Source organism: Lactiplantibacillus garii (assembly GCF_003885105.1).
In the GTDB taxonomy this organism is placed as follows: domain Bacteria; phylum Bacillota; class Bacilli; order Lactobacillales; family Lactobacillaceae; genus Lactiplantibacillus; species Lactiplantibacillus garii.
Genome location: NZ_QWZQ01000012.1, coordinates 1 through 17,307 on the forward strand (window position 1 = coordinate 1; position 17,307 = coordinate 17,307).

The 17,307-nt window shown below is 48.1% G+C and carries 18 protein-coding genes; 7 read left to right on the forward strand and 11 right to left on the reverse strand.

Annotation, left to right across the window (positions count from 1 at the left end; translation table 11 throughout):
• Nucleotides 1–103: 103 nt before the first annotated feature.
• The 4 genes from D1831_RS04840 to D1831_RS04855 form a co-directional block, all read right to left on the reverse strand.
• Complete coding sequence (locus D1831_RS04840; protein WP_125071799.1) at nucleotides 104–913, reverse strand: hypothetical protein; 810 nt, start codon at nucleotides 911–913, stop codon at nucleotides 104–106.
• A 32-nt stretch (nucleotides 914–945) separates the two neighbouring features.
• Nucleotides 946–1,734, reverse strand: a complete 789-nt coding sequence (locus D1831_RS04845) for a DUF2812 domain-containing protein (protein ID WP_125071800.1) — start codon at nucleotides 1,732–1,734, stop codon at nucleotides 946–948.
• Between the two features lie 36 nt (nucleotides 1,735–1,770).
• Entirely contained in the window at nucleotides 1,771–2,106 is a 336-nt protein-coding gene (locus D1831_RS04850) for a helix-turn-helix transcriptional regulator (RefSeq protein ID WP_125071801.1), read from the reverse strand.
• Between the two features lie 154 nt (nucleotides 2,107–2,260).
• On the reverse strand, nucleotides 2,261–2,977 hold the full coding sequence (locus tag D1831_RS04855) for a GntR family transcriptional regulator (RefSeq protein WP_125071802.1): 717 nt from the start codon (nucleotides 2,975–2,977) through the stop codon (nucleotides 2,261–2,263).
• 194 nt (nucleotides 2,978–3,171) lie between these two features.
• Between D1831_RS04855 and D1831_RS04860 the strand changes: the two genes are divergently transcribed.
• The 4 genes from D1831_RS04860 (at nucleotide 3,172) to D1831_RS04875 (ending at nucleotide 6,937) form a co-directional block, all read left to right on the forward strand.
• The gene (locus D1831_RS04860) at nucleotides 3,172–3,441 is read left to right on the forward strand and encodes a hypothetical protein (RefSeq protein WP_125071803.1); all 270 of its coding nucleotides are present in this window, start codon (nucleotides 3,172–3,174) and stop codon (nucleotides 3,439–3,441) included.
• Between the two features lie 394 nt (nucleotides 3,442–3,835).
• A complete protein-coding gene (locus tag D1831_RS04865) occupies nucleotides 3,836–4,396 on the forward strand; it encodes an ECF-type riboflavin transporter substrate-binding protein (protein WP_125071804.1) in 561 nt (186 codons plus the stop codon).
• A 4-nt stretch (nucleotides 4,397–4,400) separates the two neighbouring features.
• Nucleotides 4,401–6,101 carry an ABC transporter ATP-binding protein gene (locus tag D1831_RS04870; RefSeq protein WP_125071805.1) on the forward strand — a complete coding sequence of 567 codons (1,701 nt, stop codon included), beginning with the start codon at nucleotides 4,401–4,403 and terminating at the stop codon, nucleotides 6,099–6,101.
• Entirely contained in the window at nucleotides 6,101–6,937 is an 837-nt protein-coding gene (locus tag D1831_RS04875; RefSeq protein WP_125071806.1) for an energy-coupling factor transporter transmembrane component T family protein, read from the forward strand. Before D1831_RS04870 ends, D1831_RS04875 begins: the two co-directional genes overlap by 1 nt.
• 185 nt (nucleotides 6,938–7,122) lie before the next feature.
• Here D1831_RS04875 and D1831_RS04880 read toward each other — a convergent pair whose 3' ends face one another.
• A complete protein-coding gene (locus D1831_RS04880; protein WP_225422772.1) occupies nucleotides 7,123–8,637 on the reverse strand; it encodes a hypothetical protein in 1,515 nt (504 codons plus the stop codon).
• A gap of 208 nt (nucleotides 8,638–8,845) precedes the next feature.
• Here D1831_RS04880 and D1831_RS04885 point away from each other — a divergent pair, with 208 nt between their 5' ends.
• Both D1831_RS04885 and D1831_RS04890 read left to right on the forward strand, forming a co-directional pair.
• Nucleotides 8,846–9,382, forward strand: a complete 537-nt coding sequence (locus D1831_RS04885; RefSeq protein WP_125071808.1) for a hypothetical protein — start codon at nucleotides 8,846–8,848, stop codon at nucleotides 9,380–9,382.
• Nucleotides 9,383–9,653: 271 nt separating this feature from the next.
• Nucleotides 9,654–10,322 carry a hypothetical protein gene (locus D1831_RS04890; protein ID WP_125071809.1) on the forward strand — a complete coding sequence of 223 codons (669 nt, stop codon included), beginning with the start codon at nucleotides 9,654–9,656 and terminating at the stop codon, nucleotides 10,320–10,322.
• 77 nt (nucleotides 10,323–10,399) lie between these two features.
• Here the strand turns inward: D1831_RS04890 and D1831_RS04895 are convergent, their stop codons facing one another.
• Nucleotides 10,400–12,094: an oleate hydratase gene (locus D1831_RS04895; RefSeq protein ID WP_125071810.1), complete on the reverse strand. Its 1,695-nt coding sequence runs from the start codon at nucleotides 12,092–12,094 to the stop codon at nucleotides 10,400–10,402.
• Nucleotides 12,095–12,510: 416 nt separating this feature from the next.
• On the opposite strand from D1831_RS04895, the gene D1831_RS04900 reads away from it, so the two are divergent.
• Nucleotides 12,511–13,131: a hypothetical protein gene (locus tag D1831_RS04900; protein ID WP_179950293.1), complete on the forward strand. Its 621-nt coding sequence runs from the start codon at nucleotides 12,511–12,513 to the stop codon at nucleotides 13,129–13,131.
• Nucleotides 13,132–13,197: 66 nt separating this feature from the next.
• Here the strand turns inward: D1831_RS04900 and D1831_RS04905 are convergent, their stop codons facing one another.
• The 5 genes from D1831_RS04905 to D1831_RS04920 all read right to left on the reverse strand — a co-directional run bounded on the left by D1831_RS04905 (nucleotide 13,198) and on the right by D1831_RS04920 (nucleotide 17,297).
• Nucleotides 13,198–13,653: a nucleoside 2-deoxyribosyltransferase gene (locus D1831_RS04905; protein ID WP_125071811.1), complete on the reverse strand. Its 456-nt coding sequence runs from the start codon at nucleotides 13,651–13,653 to the stop codon at nucleotides 13,198–13,200.
• Nucleotides 13,654–13,914: 261 nt separating this feature from the next.
• Nucleotides 13,915–14,787, reverse strand: coding sequence for an aldo/keto reductase (locus tag D1831_RS04910; protein ID WP_125071812.1), 873 nt, complete (start codon nucleotides 14,785–14,787; stop codon nucleotides 13,915–13,917).
• A gap of 90 nt (nucleotides 14,788–14,877) precedes the next feature.
• Nucleotides 14,878–15,726, reverse strand: a complete 849-nt coding sequence (locus D1831_RS04915; protein ID WP_125071813.1) for an aldo/keto reductase — start codon at nucleotides 15,724–15,726, stop codon at nucleotides 14,878–14,880.
• A gap of 25 nt (nucleotides 15,727–15,751) precedes the next feature.
• A complete protein-coding gene (locus D1831_RS14810; protein ID WP_263853670.1) occupies nucleotides 15,752–15,877 on the reverse strand; it encodes a hypothetical protein in 126 nt (41 codons plus the stop codon).
• Between the two features lie 187 nt (nucleotides 15,878–16,064).
• A complete protein-coding gene (locus D1831_RS04920; RefSeq protein WP_125071814.1) occupies nucleotides 16,065–17,297 on the reverse strand; it encodes an MFS transporter in 1,233 nt (410 codons plus the stop codon).
• Between the last annotated feature and the right edge of the window lie 10 nt (nucleotides 17,298–17,307).

Here is a 17,307-nt window from a genome sequence, read left to right on the forward strand (position 1 = left end):
CTACTATTTTTATTTATTGTCATTTAATATTATTTAATTTATAAGAAAAAAATGGCAAAAAAATAAACCGGGATTCCCCCCGGTCCATTAAGATATTCAAAATTTACATAAACCAACCCAGTGGCGCTAAGCCGAGCCAACTCACCACGCTGACCTTCGAGTCTGGTTCAACGTACGGTTTTAAACTCGTTTTAATTTCCGCTTCACTCGCAAGGGTCTGCAAATCGTACCAGTACGCGCCCTTATTCGTCCGGTTAACGAGTGACCAGCGGCCCAAGCTCTTGAGTGCGCTCGTATCCAAATCGGCCGTTAACGGGCTAACAAACACGTGCATGGTTGGCATCCAGGCCCCGTCATAATCGTTCGTGTCCCGCCGTAAAATGACGATTTGATCCTGTAACTTTTTAGCCGAGTGGTAAAGACGAAATACTGCTACCCCGGCAATCATTATTGTCAAGAACCATAAGGTCATGCCAGTGTCCAAGTTACTACCACCTTGACTTATGACTAAAAACAGGAGGACGGCCCAAAAGCCTACGACCGAATAAATTGTTACGTTAACGGTATTCAACGCTTGGTCCCGCATTCGCAGTCCGACCTTTAAACGCATCTGTGGATCACCGGGCGTCACTTGGGTGCTGACGGTCTGATCCGTCCCGGTGTACACTACCTGAATATCCGGATTCGATACTTCGTAAGTCGCCAACACTTTAAACATCTGGTTAGCCTTGGCCATTTCGGGCACCAGGTCCGTCGGGACGTACTCACTAAACAGGTGATACGTCGTGGTCACCCGTTTAAAATGGTACCAGCTATTCCAAATATCAACTAGCAGGTAATGCCGCTGCGCCATTCTATTTAACCACGCTAACTCTTGTTTTGAACCTTTGATCATAAACCGGTGTTTCCACATCTCCATCGCTTCCCCATAACTACCAAATTTAATTAAATGTAACCAATTGGCGCCAGTCCTAAGTAACTGACAATCGATATCTCAACGCTATTACCCACCACTGGGCGTAGCGTTTGCTTAATTTCTGCTAAGCTTGCCAATGAACGGACGTCATACCAGTAAGTGCCTTTCTTATCGTGACCAACAAGGGCCCACTCACCAATACTCTTAACCTTATCGGTGTCCAATTCGCTAGGCATGTTTTTTAAAAAAACGTGCTGAGTCGGCATCCAGGCACCTTCGTAATCGTTAGTCCGTACCCGTAACGCGTTGGCCCGTTGGTGAACCTTCCCCGCTATGACGGCCGGCGTAAAACTGATGACTAACCAGCCAAACACGATCCAATCGTAAGCATCTTCTGGCACTAGGTTAAAATAAAGCAGACCAACAATTGTAAGGACGCCTAAGATGATTAACCCATTCATAATGTTCAGGAGGTGCCCCCGCAAGGCCAGTGCAATTTTTAACTGCAAAGTTGCGTCGCCGGCATCGATGCGTGCATCCCCTAACTGGGCTTGGGGTGTCCCAGTGTAAAGAACCCGGACGTCCGGATTCTTAAGGTGACACGTCGCCAAAATTTCAAACGGCCCGCTTGGTTGGTGCGCATCCGGCACCACGTCGTCCGTTACGTACTCGCTAAACAGGCGGTACGTTTGCTCAGTTCTACTAAATTGATACCAGTTTCCGTGAACCCTGGTTAACAGCCAACCCCTTTGCGCTAGCTGGTTTAACCATTTTAATTCTTCTTCAGAACCCTTGATTGCTAATTTATATCGCCGCATGGTTCCCACTTCCCCCAATGAAAACTAACCTTTAAATTATCCCTTGAGTTGCTCCTTTTCGCAGATTTGATTCAAGAGTTTCAGCCGGGCGTACTCCGCTTCCAAAACGGATTCGCCGCTCCCAGTGATCTCGTACGTGTGGACGTCGTCTTCATCAACGTGTTCCGTCATTAAGTAGTCCTTGGTCATGGCGTGAAGATTCGTAAACAACGTTCCCAAACCAAGCTGTAATTTATTATCCGTTAACGTCGCGATCTTAGCCGGAATATCCTCACTTTTAATCGGCTGGCGAACACTAATGAGTGTTAGAAACGCCGCTTCGGTCATCGGTTCATACTTGTCAATTAACCGTTGGTAAAAATTCTCAGGCATCAGGTAAGCCCCCTTTTTGCGCCGTTTGAAGCGCTTACTTTATTCAACCTAATTATGGCGCTCTTACCCATGGAATGCAAACGACCACGGTGGTTTAATCCAATCCATCCCATCAAAAAAACCGGTCGCAAATGACGACCGGCGCGTGACCCATTTAATGGACTTGAATGTCCGCCACCACGGTGCTCGTCGCGTACGGAAAATGGGACTCCGAAACTTCAAACGGCTGACCGTCGTCCATGTAGCTGACTTGATTAATCACCAAAACGGGGTCGTTTAACGTGGCTCCCATGGCCTCAACGTCTTCTTCGGTCGCCTTAGCCGCGGAGATAATCCGGTGGGAACCAGCAATCGTCATTCCGTTTTCTTTCTCAATATAACCGTAAATGGAGCCTTCCAACACCTTCTTGGTCAACGTAACCAACCCAGTGGGCATGATGGTGTGTTCGTAAGCCCAAACCTTATCCTCAACAAACCGGGTCCGCCGAATAACGTAGACCGGGTCCATCTCATCAATCATTAACTGCTCGGCTTCCCGTTTAGTAGGTAGCCGCGCCTCTAATTCCAAAACCTTGCTGGTTACTTTCTTACCCTGATGCGTGCGGGTCGTCCCGAGCGGCCGGTCAACGAGCGTTTCCTGCCGCTGTTCCTTCACCCCGAAATCTTTGCGTACAAACGTTCCGGCACCCCGTTTGGAATACACCATACCTTCAATAATTAATAGTTGAATTGCTTTATGGATCGTAATCCGGGTGGTATCAAACTTGGCTGCTAACTTATTTTGGTCCGGCATTAATTCACCCGGGGTATACTTCCCGGACTTAATATCGCGGCGTAAACTGTCAGCAATCGTTTCATACTTATAAGCCAAATTAGTCACTTTCTTTCTTTAATAAGCTCTTGTCAACTAGTTTACCCCTTTTAGTAGCTAAATGAAATCATTTGTATATACTTTTATAATCTTTGATTAATTAACCAAATCAGGCGGTCACAATTTTTCCGTTAGCACGACAGGACCGCTATAATAGTTGCACGACCAGATTAATTTACAGGGGGATACTATTTATGGAAGTTCATTCAATTAAGCTAGACCAAGAAGCCGTGATTTATTCGGCCGCCATCAAAGCCCTGGCCGGTTTTAAACCGGAGATCAACGTGGACTTTTCCCGGGTTTCAAACCAGGAAGAAGCCCAGATTCTCGCCCAAGAGACCACCGCACAATTTACCCCCATTTTTCAAAAACTCCTTGAACAGGGGTACGCTAAGGCCATCTCCAAGGGCCAATTAGCCGAATGGGGGGCTTACTACCTGGCCCATAAAGTGCATGATAAATAAATTCCGTTCAATGACCATGTAACCGGCTCCATTCGTTCGGTTTTACTTGCGCTAGCTAGTGCTTTGGCGTATGCTGTAATAAGTTAAATTCAGATGAGAAAAAGCTGTGACGGGATGAGTAAATTAACGAGCGTCTATAGAGAACCGCGGATGGTGCAAAGCGGTGGCGTGATTAGTTGAAGATGGTCTCGAAGAAGCTACTGGGGTGATTACTAACCCTAGTCGGAGCGATTCGTTAACCTCAAGAGAAGTCCCAACTTGGGAAAATCTAGGTGGTAACACGCACAACGCGTCCTTGAAAGTGTCAACTTTCGGGCGCGTTTTTTCGTTGCGATAATCCTCATCACCGTTGTTTTGCCATTATATAGTCAATTTATTTTAAGGAGTGTTTTTAATGCAAAATCAGCAATCTAATTCCATCCGCACCGTCGTAGCTACCGGGATCGGCGCCGCCGTTATTTTCGTTTTAATGAAGTTCGTCGCCATTCCAACCGGGATTCCCAATACCCAAGTCAACGTTTCCATCGGTTTTTTGGCGCTGCTCGGCGCCGTTTTTGGACCCGTTGCCGCCGGCTTAGCAGTATTCATTGGTCACGCTTTAAACGATTTCGTTACCTACGGCTCACCGTGGTGGACCTGGGTGATCGTGGATGGTTTGATTGGAGTCGCCTTCGGGTTAGCCAAAAACCGGCTCAAAATTGCTAACGGTGCCCTCTCAACGGCCAAGTTAGTTTGGTTCAACGTTTACCAAATCATCGTTAACTTTATCGGTTGGGTGCTTTTAGCACCAACCGGTGATATCATTATTTATCATGAACCGGCCAATAAAGTGTACGTTCAAGGCGTCACGACTTGGATCATCGATTCAATCTCAGTTGCCATTATTGGGACCATCCTACTCGTTTTATATTCCCGGACCCGGACTCAACGTGGGAGCTTAAAAAAGGAACGTTAATATTATGACCGCACCAATTATCAGTTTTAAAGACTTTTCATTTCAATATAATAGCCAAACTGAGCCCACGTTACGCCACGTTAACCTGGATATTTATCCGGGCGAAAAGGTCCTGATCGCGGGCCCGTCTGGCTCTGGCAAGTCCACGCTTGGGCGTTGTCTAAACGGACTGATCCCGCAATCCTATCCGGGAACGGTCACCGGTAGCGCCACGGTTGCCGGCCAAGACATCACCCAGAGTTCTATTTTTGACTTGTCCATGAACGTTGGGACGGTCTTACAGGACCCCGACAGCCAGTTCGTTGGCCTGACCGTCGTTGAGGACATGGCCTTTTCACTTGAAAACGACCAGCAGTCCCAAGCCCGCATGCGGACCGCCACGGCCAAGTGGGCCACTACCCTTGATTTACAAGATTTACTAACACACCGTCCCCAGGAACTTTCGGGTGGTCAAAAACAGCGGGTCGCCATGGCCGGCGTGCTGATCGACAACAGTAAAATCTTGTTGTTCGACGAGCCGTTAGCCAGTTTGGACCCCGCTTCGGGTAAGGCTTCCATGGCGTTAGTCGACCAGTTGACCCACACCCAAGACTTAACCGTCGTGATCATCGAGCACCGGATCGAAGACGTGCTTCAACAACCCATCGATCGGTTGATCGTTATGCAGGACGGGGGAATCGTTGCCGATGACCGTCCCGAAGCAATTTTACGGCAATCACTAATGGCCCAACTAGGACTGCGTGAACCACTCTACCTGTCCGCGTTAAAGTTAGCCGGCGTCAACCTCGACGATTGTCACCACTTAGACCGATTAGCCGAGCTCCAAGTTCCCGGCCTAACGGATAAACTCCAACAATGGACGGCCGGTGTTACGCTTAAAGCACCCGTCAAACACGGGCAGCCCTTATTAACCGTGAAGCACCTGACGTTTGGTTACGACCCCCACGCGCCCATCATTAACGACCTGTCCACCACCCTTTATCGGGGCGAAATGGTCAGCCTAGTTGGGCAAAACGGGACCGGCAAGTCCACGCTAAGTAATTTGATTACTGGTTTCTTGCAACCCCAAGCCGGGCACATGACGTTTAACGACCAACCGCTCGAAACTCAGTCGGTTAAAGAACGGGCCGATCAAATCGGCTACATTTTACAAGACCCTAACCAAATGATCTCCAAAACGCTGATTTACGACGAAGTAGCCGCTGGTTTGGTCCTTCGCGGCGTTGATCCCGCCACCGTTGAGCAGCGCGTTTTCGACGTTTTAAAGGTCTGTGGCTTATATGAATTCCGTCACTGGCCCATCTCAGCGCTAAGCTTTGGGCAAAAGAAGCGGGTCACCATCGCGGCCATTCTCGTGCTGGAACCCGCTATGCTGATTTTAGACGAACCAACGGCCGGCCAAGACCTGCAACACTACACCGAAATGATGGACTTCTTGACGAAGATCAACCGTGAAAAACAAATGACCATCATGCTTATCACCCACGACATGCACCTGATGCTTGAATATACCGACCGTACCATCGTGCTCGGTAACGGCCACATTTTGATGGACGCCACCCCCGCCGACGTACTGACCAACGATGCGATCATTACGCAGGCGTCGCTGGCACAGACGAGTCTTTACACACTGGCCGCGGCCCACCAAATTGACCCGACCGAATTTGTTGCTAAGTTTGTCCAAGCTGAACGGGAGGCCCGCTAATGCAAAACCAACTACTAATTGGTTACGACGACCGCCATACGTTTCTAAACCGGTTAAGTGGAAGCACCAAATTACTCAGTTTCGTTGGCCTATCCGTCATCGGGATGATGACTTACGATACCCGCTACTTAATTGGAATTATGATTTTTTCTTTGATCCTATTTCATTTTTCCAAAATTAAGTACCGGGACGTTTCCTTCGTAATGAGTGTTATTATTGGCTTTTCCGTCTTGAACCTCGTGATGGTTTACGTCTTTGCACCCCATTACGGTGTGGATATTTACGGAACGGAACACCTTTTACTCGGTAGTTCTAACCACTACTTTAACTTGACCACCGAACAACTTTTTTACGAGTTTAACTTACTTCTTAAATATACGTTTGCCGTCCCGTTGGCGTTAATTTTCTTAATGACCACTAATCCCAGTGAATTTGCAGCCAGTTTAAATAAAATTGGAATTTCGTACCGCATTAGTTACTCGGTAGCCATCGCCCTGCGCTACATTCCGGACGTCCAGTCCGATTACCGCACCATTAGTTTGGCCCAGCAGGCACGGGGCTTTGAAATTTCTAAAAAGGCCCCCTTTATGACCCGGGTCCGCGGCGGGGTACAAATCATGTTGCCCTTAATTTTCTCCAGCCTGGACCGCATTGAAGTTATCAGCCAAGCGATGGAGCTGCGCCGCTTTGGTAAGGGTAAAAAGCGGACTTGGTACATGGCACAAAAGTTTCAGCGTAACGACTACCTCGCCCTATTCGTCGTCGCGTTGTTGATTTTAATCGGGATCGCCCTATTCAAAGTCAACGGTGGTCGTTTCTGGAATCCATTCAAATAACTCCCAAGTGGGAATCGAAGCAAATTTAAAAAGGTATAAATTACTCCAAATAAGCCGAGTAATTTATACCTTTTTGCTTTCCATAACAATGTTGCCGCAACGGGGGCTAAAATTCCGTTAGTTTCGCTTGACCTGGTCCCAGCGACCTTGGCCCACGCTTATTTATAAATGTTTCACGTGAAACATTATTGCTCCTGTGCAAGCAGCCACTGAAAACGCTGAAAAGCGGCCTGATGGTCTGTCTGACTACGTTGTGCCACGTAGTAGTAAGCCAACGTTTCGTGTAATTCGGCCTGCTTTTCAGCCGGTAGTTGGTACTGTTGGTCAAAGTGGCGTTGAAAGTCACCTAACCCGGTGCTCGCCGTAAGTTCCCGTTGACAAAACGTCCGTAATTCCGCCTTCGTTAAGCGATCGCGGGCAATCACCTTTAAATGCGGATTACGGGTTAAACGGGTGTTTAGTTCGGCTTGCATCGTTGGGTCCGCGTGCGTTTTAAGCCAGTTCTGAATGGTTGGGACGGTCACTTGTTGCCGTAACTGTTCAAACCAGGTCAGCGTTAATTGTGTCGCCCAGCGCGTCGTCAATAACCGCTGCCAATCCGCTCGCCGTGCAGCCGGCTGGTGATAGGCTAACCCCCAACAACTGTTGAACACGTCGTCATAAAAACGCACGGTCTGGCGTTGATCTAATTGGCGGGTCACCGTATCAAGGTCGTGTACGAATTGATGATCCAGCATCGCTAAGCGCCGGACCTTGATTTGAGTAGTCTGGCGGTATTCCATCACCATCTGGCCAAATTGATAAGAGTTAACTAACGGTTTTGACACGTTAGGTGCGGATAGCCGCTCAAATTGCTGTTTGGCCACCGACCGCTCGGGACGCGTCACGATGATCGCGGCGAGCTGCCGTAAGTACCGTCGGTAAGGCCGGCTCGTTCGTAACTGTTGTTCAGCCGTAATCGCGGACCGTTGTGCTGCCACGGCTCGTTGCTGTTGATCATGCTCAATTTGCCGTTGTGCGGCTCGTTGCGCGGCATCTAAGGTCGCCCGTTCGTCCGCTAACAACTGCTGATAAGTCCGTTGCGCTGGCTTTAACGCCCGCAATGGTAACTCAGTCGTCCGTTGTTTTAAATACGTCGTCACGGTTAAGGTAGTCGCTCGGCGTAGTTGTTGGGCTTGCGGACGCTGCTTTGCCGCTAAATCGGGGAACCAGGGTTGCTGAAACATGATGGTTGGTATGACCGGTACCGCGGCCGTCAGTGTCTGGTACTGTTGGACCGCGTTGCGGTTATCTTCCGTCGTAATCACCATTAAGTACCGCGTTTCGGCGTTCATAAATTTTTTAACACATTCCGAGCCCACCACTAGTTCTTGGTGGTTGGCTTTATTTTGAACGTGGTATTCGTAGCGGACCGGTTTATGGCAGAGTTCACAGTGGTGCCACTGCCGGCGTTCCGTGCTCGGATTGATCACGTACGGTAAACTGGCTAACAGTTGCCATTCGTGACTGCACGCGGTCAACCAGTTAGCATGTTCCTGCACGATCAAGTTACAAACGGTTGGTTTTAAAAAATCACTATCAGCCTTGATCGTTACGTGGTCCCGTAACAACTGACTAATTTGTTGTAAACTACTTTGCCGGCGCACCCGCTCGCTCAATAGGAAAAATCGATTTTCTGCGGGTGTTACTAAGGTGGTCATTGCTGGCACGGCGACCTCTCCCCTCTTAAAAGAACTGTTGTTCTAGCATATCACATTCTTGCTAATTACCGGATCAAAAATTAGCTACGTTAATTATTCTAACTGCACTATCCCCGTTAAAAATGCGTCTTTGATTGGCATTGCTAAAAACCCACGCTACACTGTGGACGTATTAGCGTTAGGTTTAACACTTCCGGGGGGATCACGCTTGAAAAAATTTAGCCTATTCATCACAACCGTTGCCTGCACGTTACCACTCATAACGGGGGTGGCGGCGCCATTGCCAGTGACCATTGCGCGCGCGGCCGCGCAGACGACTACACAAGCAACCATGTACCACTTAACGAAAGTCACCGTTCTGCGTCCGCAAACCTACCACGTTAAAACGGCCGTTGCGGCTTATCAGATTGATTTTACCGCCGACCGGGCCGCCGCCATCGTTAACCAGCGGGGGCGGCAACTAGCCTCCAATCAGACTTACGTGGCCGTCAAAGCGATCACTTTAACGACGGGACAACGCGACGCACCACGCCGTACCTACTTACAGCTCCAAACACCACAAGGCAAGGTCTTGGGCTGGGTCGCTAAGCAGGAATTACAAGCTCCCGTTAAAAGTAAAGCTCGCCAACCCGCAGCACCGGCCACACCCAAGGCGATTACAACGACACCTAATTCACAAACGCCGGGATTTATTAGCAAACTGGCCACCTTCTTTTCAGAGCTGCGCAAGGGGCTTTCACTTTAAGTAACCACCTAAAGAAAAGCTTGCGACTTCCGTTTCCGTGACAATGGTGTCGAAACGGATTTCACGTTAATGCTCACAAACTAAACGACTTTTGTCTCACTCTCTTTCTAGGCCGATCCAATTGTCAAGCAAGCACACGTTTACCATTCAACACTAAATTAACTTTGCGATTTTCAGTAAATTGCGTCAGTTTAATTGTGCAAAATCAATCGACCCACTAAACTAGGTGGCGTATCAACATCATAGGTTTAGATCTTAGGGGGATTTTGATATGAAAAAATTAAATACTATTATGGCAGCCGTTGCTTTAGCTTTACCCATCGCAGTCACGCCCTTAGCACCGACCACAGCACTCGTTGCAAGTGCTGCGACGACTAAACCGGCCAAAGCGACAACGTATACACTTTGTAAAACGGCTAAGGTGAACAAAGTGGCTTACCGGGCCAAGACGGACACTACTTTAGCTAAGGTCAGCTTGGAAAAATCCAAGGCCAAGGTAACCCCAACGAAACGGAAGTTGGCCACCGATAAGACTTACCGTGCCGTCAAAGCCATTACTATTACGACCGGTAAGAAGGGCGCAAAAAAGATCCAGTGTCTCGAATTAAAGAACCAAAAAGGGACCACGGTTGGCTGGGTCACCGCCTCAGCACTCACTAAGGGTGCTTATCAGAAGTGCACGTTGACCGTAACGCGCAAAACCAAGGCCGTTAAGCAAAATTACCGTGCCAAGGCCGCTTCCGCAACCTTTAGCGCGTCCTTCAAAAAGGACGGCAAGGTCACGTTAACGTCGAAGCCCACTAACCTGACGACCAAGAAGTGTTACGCTGCCAAGGAAGCCTTCTACGCTAAGACTAGCAAGAAGGCGACGGCACACGAATACGTTTATTTAAAGGGTCAAGGCTGGATCGCAACCACCCAGTTAAAAGCCGTTAAGTAACCGCTTCGCGAGCTAATAGTATGAAAAAACGGCGCCGTGCAATTGCACGACGTCGTTTTTGACTTTTAAGTTAGTCCCTAACTAAACATCTTTTTAGTTGCTTTAAGCAGGGTCTTAGGATCCTTATCATAACGTGGTGTCTTGACCAAGTTTTCCATTGGAACTCCCGCAAAGTGGTAAGCGGCAATTTCACCAGAACGAACCGCACTTTGTTCCGTGAAGATCATCTGGTAAGGTTGTTCCGCAAATTCACCCGTAAAGGCTAAGTTCGTAGAATGCTTTGGCAAAACTTCCGGCCGGTCCGTCTTGGCACGGTTGTTAAACAGTGCGGAAGCGTATGGCATGTAGACCGGAATGTTGTTGATGATGCTATCCAAAATTTCTTTTTCCTTGTCCTTGATATTACCAGGACCCGGATCAACCTTGGATAATTGTCCAATCAATTCCTGCGCCATTTCCTTACCCGTCATCTTGATGTACGGCTTGTGGACAAACTCACCCTGCCGACGTGGGTAGAGGAAGTAGCCCCACAGAACCGTTTCGTTTGGGTTCTGAGTGGTAAAGTGTGGCTGGTGGTGAACCACGATCGACATGTTAACGTCCTTTTGGTTCAACGGCGTAATTGGGGTCGTTGACAAGAAGGAGTTCAACGCGTTGCCGGGTTCCTGAGTCGTGATCCGCACAATTTCGTTTAAGAACAAGTGGTCCTTAGTCGTTAACGTGAAGCTGACCCATTCGCTGGCATTACGGTCGTTAAAGAACTTGTCCGGCGTCCCTAAGTTGTAGAAACGCTCAGTCGCTTTCTTCCAGAGGGCGGCACTGATTCCGTATTCCATATTTTCCGGTGCGGGTGTGTTATAATCCCCCATCGTTGCGGAATCGGTGATTGAACCGTTCGTGAAGATAACGGCGGTGTCGTCATCAACTTCTACTTTTTCGGTTTCGCCACTCTTAACGTCCTTGATCACTAAGCCGGTCACCGTGATCTCGTCTTGCATGGCCGTATCCTTAAACTTCCAGTCTTCAACGATCTTATTATCGATGAAGGTGACGTTTTGGCCTTCCAAGTACTTGATCAGTGGTAACATCATACTTTCAAACTGGTTGTACCGGGTCCGGTTGACCCCTACTAAGTGTTCAATTTGCGTAAATTCATAGATCATTTGGTGCATGTAACGCCGTAATTCCTGAACGGAGCTTTGGGTTCTAAAGGCGAACGTGGTTTCCCACATGTACCAGAAGTGCGTTTGGAACATGTGCGGATCTTCCTTGAAGTAGTCCGCAATGGAAACGTTGTCCAACTTAGTTTCTTCACTGTCAGGCATCAAAACTAACTTACTGAGTAAGGTCCGGTCCTTGTTGTTCAGGCCCAACTTGCCTGCATCCAGGATTCCCTTACCGCCTTGCATCAACCGGGCAACGTCGTAAGTCCGGTGTTTAGAGTCAAAGTCACGCGTATCTTCCGCGGCCGTCATTCCCGGTTCCGTTACGGACGGAATGCGGTCCAATAAATCCATTAAGTCAACGTAAGTCCGGTAGTTCAGCATCCGGCCACCACGGGCAACGTACCCCGTCGTGTTTTCCATCGGGTGATTCTTGTTCCAGTATTCACTGGTGAAATCGGTCGTAGAACCACCATCGTTTGCGCCGTGCATGTCGACACCGTAGAAGGTAATGTCCTTACCATCCCAATGACCGTCTTGAATCAAATAGACCGCCGCGGCCATATTGGCCAGTCCGGCACCAATCATAATTGCTTTACTTTTAACCATAATAACGCCCCCAAAATAGGTAATTAGGTAATTGATAACGCTTACAGGTACATTATACAACTTGGATAGTGATTGTCTAGTTTGAACTGAAAATTTTTATTTCTTTTCATAAAAAATTAATTAATTAATCGCCCACCCACTTCCACATTACACCCAAACTGTACCGCCAACGCCGACGTATCACCAGTAATTCTACTTGGTGTTTATAAAATGATGGACCAAGTTTAACAGCTATTTATGAATTATTTTTATCTAAATAAGAAAATCAATTCAATCCTTTTATGAATATCGTGATGGAACCTCCTGTTTTCCCGCCAACAAATGACTTAGTATGAATAGTGAAAGTTTTAGGAGGAGTTATTTTGGCGGTAAAATCCAGTACACATAATTCATTAACGGCCCGCATCGCGGCCTTGATTTTTAGTTTAGTTCTTAACGCGTTTGGCAACGCACTGTGCGTGACGTCCAACGTGGGTAGCGGCATTTGGACCGCAGCCGCGGTTAACCTCCACAACGCGTTCGGCCCGGACGTTGGTCTACTGCTTTTTATCATTGGGCTGATCAACGCGCTGACGAACCAGCTTCTGATTCGCCGCATCGACCTTCCCCGTTTTGGTGGCGAGTTAGTGTTTGTCCTGTTCTTTAGCTACTTTATCGACGTTTTTATCAGTCTCTTTACTTGGGCCGGAATTCCCGCGTTGCCCTGGTTCGTGCGAATGTGCCTATCCATTTTAGGGGTTTCCACTTTCTGCGTCGCAATTTCTATTTACCAGCGTGCCAACATTTTCATGCATCCTAACGACGATACAACTAACATTCTGCGGTTTATGTACTTAAAGGGGAACGCCACCGCCTCACAATTAATCGACTTTGTTCCCCCCATCGTAACGATTCTGATTACCTTTGCCGTTACGCACCAAGTAAAGGCCGTCAACGTTGGTACACTCTACTCAATTTTAATGAACGGGGTACTCATCGCAACTGCCGACCGGGTCGTGTTTCCTAAGTTGAAACACAACTTTAAGTTAAATCATTAGTAGCCACCAAAAAGCCGCTTCGAAAAAAATTCGAAGCGGCTTTTCATTTTGACTAACCATTCAAAATTAACGAATGGTACCCGTATATTGAAATTTATCGGACGTGGGGTCCCGTAAAAAAGCTTCCAGATCAGCCATATTCTCTACGGTGGCCTTACCAGATTTAGCTAACATCACGTTAAAAGTCCCCTCATCGAGGGTTTCACCGTAATAGGCCACCGGAATGTTCAGGCCGTACGCCGTTCCAGTTTCCCAGATGGTCCCGGTATCAAACCCGTCCACCACGGCTACAACGAGCTTAGCTTGTTTAAGGTGCTCAACGTTATCCGCAAATACCGCGTTGCGGTCCGCTTCAGTCGCGTTGGGCGTTAAATCGATACCGTCTAGCCGGGGACTGTAATAGGTCAACTGCATGTCGTCCATTAACCGTTCAATCTTAGCTAACCGTTCCGGTTGGCCCGTCGTAAACCAAGGACCCGCTAAATAAATGGCCGGGTGATCGTTTATAATTCGCGTACTCATGTTATCAATCCTCTCTCAATCATGTTTATCCATTTTAACCGCAATCGAATTACGGCACAAGCCGCAAAAAACCAGAGTGCGCCAAAGGTCGGTTAGCTGGTGAACATTAACGGCGGATGGTGAATAATCCTGGGCTTGGATTGTTTAACATCCGCCGTTAAGCGGAGCCGCTGACTTTTGAAACCCGTGTCGACCATAATTGTTCGGAGACGAAAACGAGGCTGTGACTCTCGTTACAGCCTCGTTTCACGTGTTTTAAAATTACTTTTGACTCAACTGACTTAGCCCGTTGAAATCGGCCGTCGATAAATCGACGTTGGCCGCCGCCACGTTGTCTTTCAAGTGTTCCACGGAACTCGTCCCCGGAATTGGTAGGATATTAGGTGACCGCCTCAATAACCAGGCGAGCGCAATTTGCGCTGGACTAACTTGATACTTTTGAGCCGTCGTACTTAGGACACTGCCCGGTTGTGCCAGGGCTCCCGTTGCCAGCGGGAACCACGGCAGAAACGCCATGTTTTGGGACGCCGCGTAATCCACGACGTCGTCATCCCGGTGGTCCGAAACGTTGAACAAGTTTTCAATGGCGTCAATTTTGGCTACTTTTTGGGCTTCTTTAATTTGTTCAACGGTGACTTGACTAAGACCAATGTGCTTGATCTTACCTTCGTCTTGCAATTGCTTTAATTCACCAACTTGATCAGCAATTGAGAAATGCGAGTCGATCCGGTGTAAAAACACGAGGTCTTCGTGATCAATTCCCAACGTCATCATTGAAACTTCCACTTGTTGCCGTAAGTAGTTCGGTTCACCGTGCGGCGTCCACACGTTAGGACCTTGACGCGTCTGACCAACTTTGTCTGAAATAAAGATTTGGTCCCGATTTTGCGCCCCTTTTAAGCCGGCCGCTAAGTACCGATCCGCAAACCACGGGCCGTATGAATCAGCCGTGTCAAAGAAATTAACACCGTATTCCAGTGCCTTTTGAATGACCTTGATCCCGTTTTCAGGGTCAGCGTAAGGCCCCCACGTACCGGGTCCCGTTAACTGCATAGTGCCGTATCCTAGGCGATTAACCTTGAACTGATCATCAAACGCATACGTTCCAGCGTTAGCTGCATTAATTGTTGTCATCAAATCGCTCCTATCAAAATCAATCTTAGTTTTATTACTCATCAGCTAGTTTACTCCCGCTAACGGGGGGCGGGTCAAACATTTTACCCACTAACCCTGCGTTGGGTTATGCATGTAGCGGTCAGCCGCGTCGGGCATGGCGTTTAGCGTTTGCATATCCGCTTCACTAATTACAAAATCCAAGTGGGTATTGGCTTCAATGTGCGCCTGGTTAACCGCTTTAGGCAGTGGTAAAACCCCGTTTTGCAAAACGAACCGCAAAGCTAACTGGGCAACGCTGACACCGTACTTATCCGCTACTTTTTGAACGTCCGGATTATTCAATACGCCGCCAGTTGCTAACGGGGAGTATGCTTCTACCAATAACCCGTTAGCTTCTGAAAACTGGGTAATTTGGGGTTCGGTAAAACCTAAATAGTATTGAATCTGGTTGACCATCGGCTTCACCGTCGCCTGCTTAAAGACGTTTTTTAGGTCCCGCACCGCAAAGTTAGAAACGCCAATGGCCTTCGCGCGACCACGCTGGTAAATTTCTTCCAGCGCTTGCCAGACTGCCAAGTTACCTTCGTCATAATTTTGACCCATTCGGCCCCACGGCCACGGCGCGTGCACGAGGTATAAGTCAACGTAGTCAAGACCCAGGTTCTTAATCGATTCGTCAAAATCGGCTAACGCCCCACGGTAAGATTTTGTCTCAGCAGGCAGTTTCGTCGTAACGAAAATTTCTTCACGGGGAATCCCCGAATCCCGAATTGCTTGACCAACACTAGCTTCGTTGCGGTAAGCCAACGCGGTATCAATGTGCCGATAACCGGCTGAAAGAGCGTTCCTAACCGCTTGATAGGCCGTATCACCACTAGGAATTTGCCACGTTCCAAACGCGACTTTCGGGATCAAAACACCATTAGCCAATTTATAAGTCTCCGTTAGAATTGCCATTATTAATCACTCCTATAAGCTTTAATTAGTGTTTACGGGCTGAACGTTGTCGTTTCAGTCGTTGTGGTTGTAATTGAACGGTGGGATCGCCTACCAGCGTAAGTAACCCGGTAGCGACGAGCACGACCGTTAAAATTTGGATAATTGCCATCATTAAACTCCTTTTTAGCAGCCTTTCCGACTGCAACAACGACAGTTTAGGCCCTTCGTCCTACTCTAAGGCAAGTACGTTGTCTCAATTTGCAAAAACAATCGTTTTTGAACAGTGGTATAAAACAAAGGGCGTCAATGACTCAAAATCGAGTGATTGACGTCCCATGCGAATTTTCTTAACTTGATCAAGCCGTCGTGCGGCCATCTTTTTTCCAAATCTCTGGTACTAACCACAAAATCATGACCAGGTTAATTAATAACAAGACCGCCGTCATGATAAAGACAGCGTTGTAATTAAACCACCCGGCGACCAAGCCACCGAGCAATGCACCGAACATGTTTCCAATCGCTTGAAATGATTGGTTATAACTAAAAACCGTCGACGTTAAATGAACCGGGGTATTCTTGGTTAACACCGTTTGAATTTCCGGGTACAACGCCCCGTCCGAGATCCCGATGGCAAATCGCAAGATTCCTAACGCTATAACACTCGTCACAATTCCTTGGGGGAAATACATCACAACCGCAAAAATATACCCAAATAACAGGACCCGACCAGAGCCGTGGTGGTCACCATACCGCCCCAAGCGGGGGGCCGAAATAATGTTGGAAATTCCTGGTAAAGCGGCGATAATTCCCGCAACCACCGTAATGGGCCCGCGGTAATGCATTAGTTCCCGTACGTACAAACTAATAATCGGGGCAATCGAGGCGTTCCCAAATTGCACAATTGCCGTTGAACACAGCATCACAATAATCAGTTTAGGATTTTGAAACGCCGCTAACGGGTTACGACTATCCCCGGGTTGCCGGTGGTGTTCCACCGGTTTAAAGTGTTCCTGAACAAAAATTAAACTTAGTAAGAACGCCAACATCAACAAACCGGCCGTAATAAAAAAGGTGTTCCGGATCGAGAATAGTTGGGCCAAAAAGCCCCCAATCACCGGTCCAAACAACTGACCACTGACCGCCCCGGTGATTAACGTACTCAGAGCCCGGCCACTGTACTTCCGGGGGGCCTGGGACGCTACTAGTGCCTGCGCGTTAGAAATAAAGCCAGCGAAGACACCCTGCAGGGCCCGTAAAGCGACCAGTTGCCAAACGTTAGTCACAAAGCCCATCAAAGCCATGGCCACCGCCATACCAAGGGACGCCCGTAGTAACATGATTTTACGACCCTTTTTGTCCGCAATGATCCCCCATAGTGGTGCTGAAATTGCGGAGACCGCGTAGTCTGCGGCAAAAGCTAGGCCACTGTAAAAGGTCACCTGGGCTTTAGTAAAGTCGCCTAATTGACTGACGAATAATGAGAGGAACGGCATAATTTCACTAAAAGCCATCCCAGCAACGAACGTACAGAACCATAAAACAATCAAATTCCGATGCCATGGTCCGCGCTCACGTTCTGCGTCATCCACGTTTTTCATC

Bases quoted from the DNA above. Each gene is read 5' to 3' on its own strand.
- D1831_RS04840 (WP_125071799.1), bottom strand. From the start codon at position 913: ATGTGGAAACACCGGTTTATGATCAAAGGTTCAAAACAAGAGTTAGCG.
- D1831_RS04845 (WP_125071800.1), bottom strand. From the start codon at position 1,734: ATGCGGCGATATAAATTAGCAATCAAGGGTTCTGAAGAAGAATTAAAA.
- D1831_RS04850 (WP_125071801.1), bottom strand. From the start codon at position 2,106: ATGCCTGAGAATTTTTACCAACGGTTAATTGACAAGTATGAACCGATG.
- D1831_RS04860 (WP_125071803.1), top strand. From the start codon at position 3,172: ATGGAAGTTCATTCAATTAAGCTAGACCAAGAAGCCGTGATTTATTCG.
- D1831_RS04865 (WP_125071804.1), top strand. From the start codon at position 3,836: ATGCAAAATCAGCAATCTAATTCCATCCGCACCGTCGTAGCTACCGGG.
- D1831_RS04870 (WP_125071805.1), top strand. From the start codon at position 4,401: ATGACCGCACCAATTATCAGTTTTAAAGACTTTTCATTTCAATATAAT.
- D1831_RS04875 (WP_125071806.1), top strand. From the start codon at position 6,101: ATGCAAAACCAACTACTAATTGGTTACGACGACCGCCATACGTTTCTA.
- D1831_RS04880 (WP_225422772.1), bottom strand. From the start codon at position 8,637: ATGACCACCTTAGTAACACCCGCAGAAAATCGATTTTTCCTATTGAGC.
- D1831_RS04890 (WP_125071809.1), top strand. From the start codon at position 9,654: ATGAAAAAATTAAATACTATTATGGCAGCCGTTGCTTTAGCTTTACCC.
- D1831_RS04895 (WP_125071810.1), bottom strand. From the start codon at position 12,094: ATGGTTAAAAGTAAAGCAATTATGATTGGTGCCGGACTGGCCAATATG.
- D1831_RS04905 (WP_125071811.1), bottom strand. From the start codon at position 13,653: ATGAGTACGCGAATTATAAACGATCACCCGGCCATTTATTTAGCGGGT.
- D1831_RS04910 (WP_125071812.1), bottom strand. From the start codon at position 14,787: ATGACAACAATTAATGCAGCTAACGCTGGAACGTATGCGTTTGATGAT.
- D1831_RS04915 (WP_125071813.1), bottom strand. From the start codon at position 15,726: ATGGCAATTCTAACGGAGACTTATAAATTGGCTAATGGTGTTTTGATC.
- D1831_RS14810 (WP_263853670.1), bottom strand. From the start codon at position 15,877: ATGGCAATTATCCAAATTTTAACGGTCGTGCTCGTCGCTACCGGGTTA.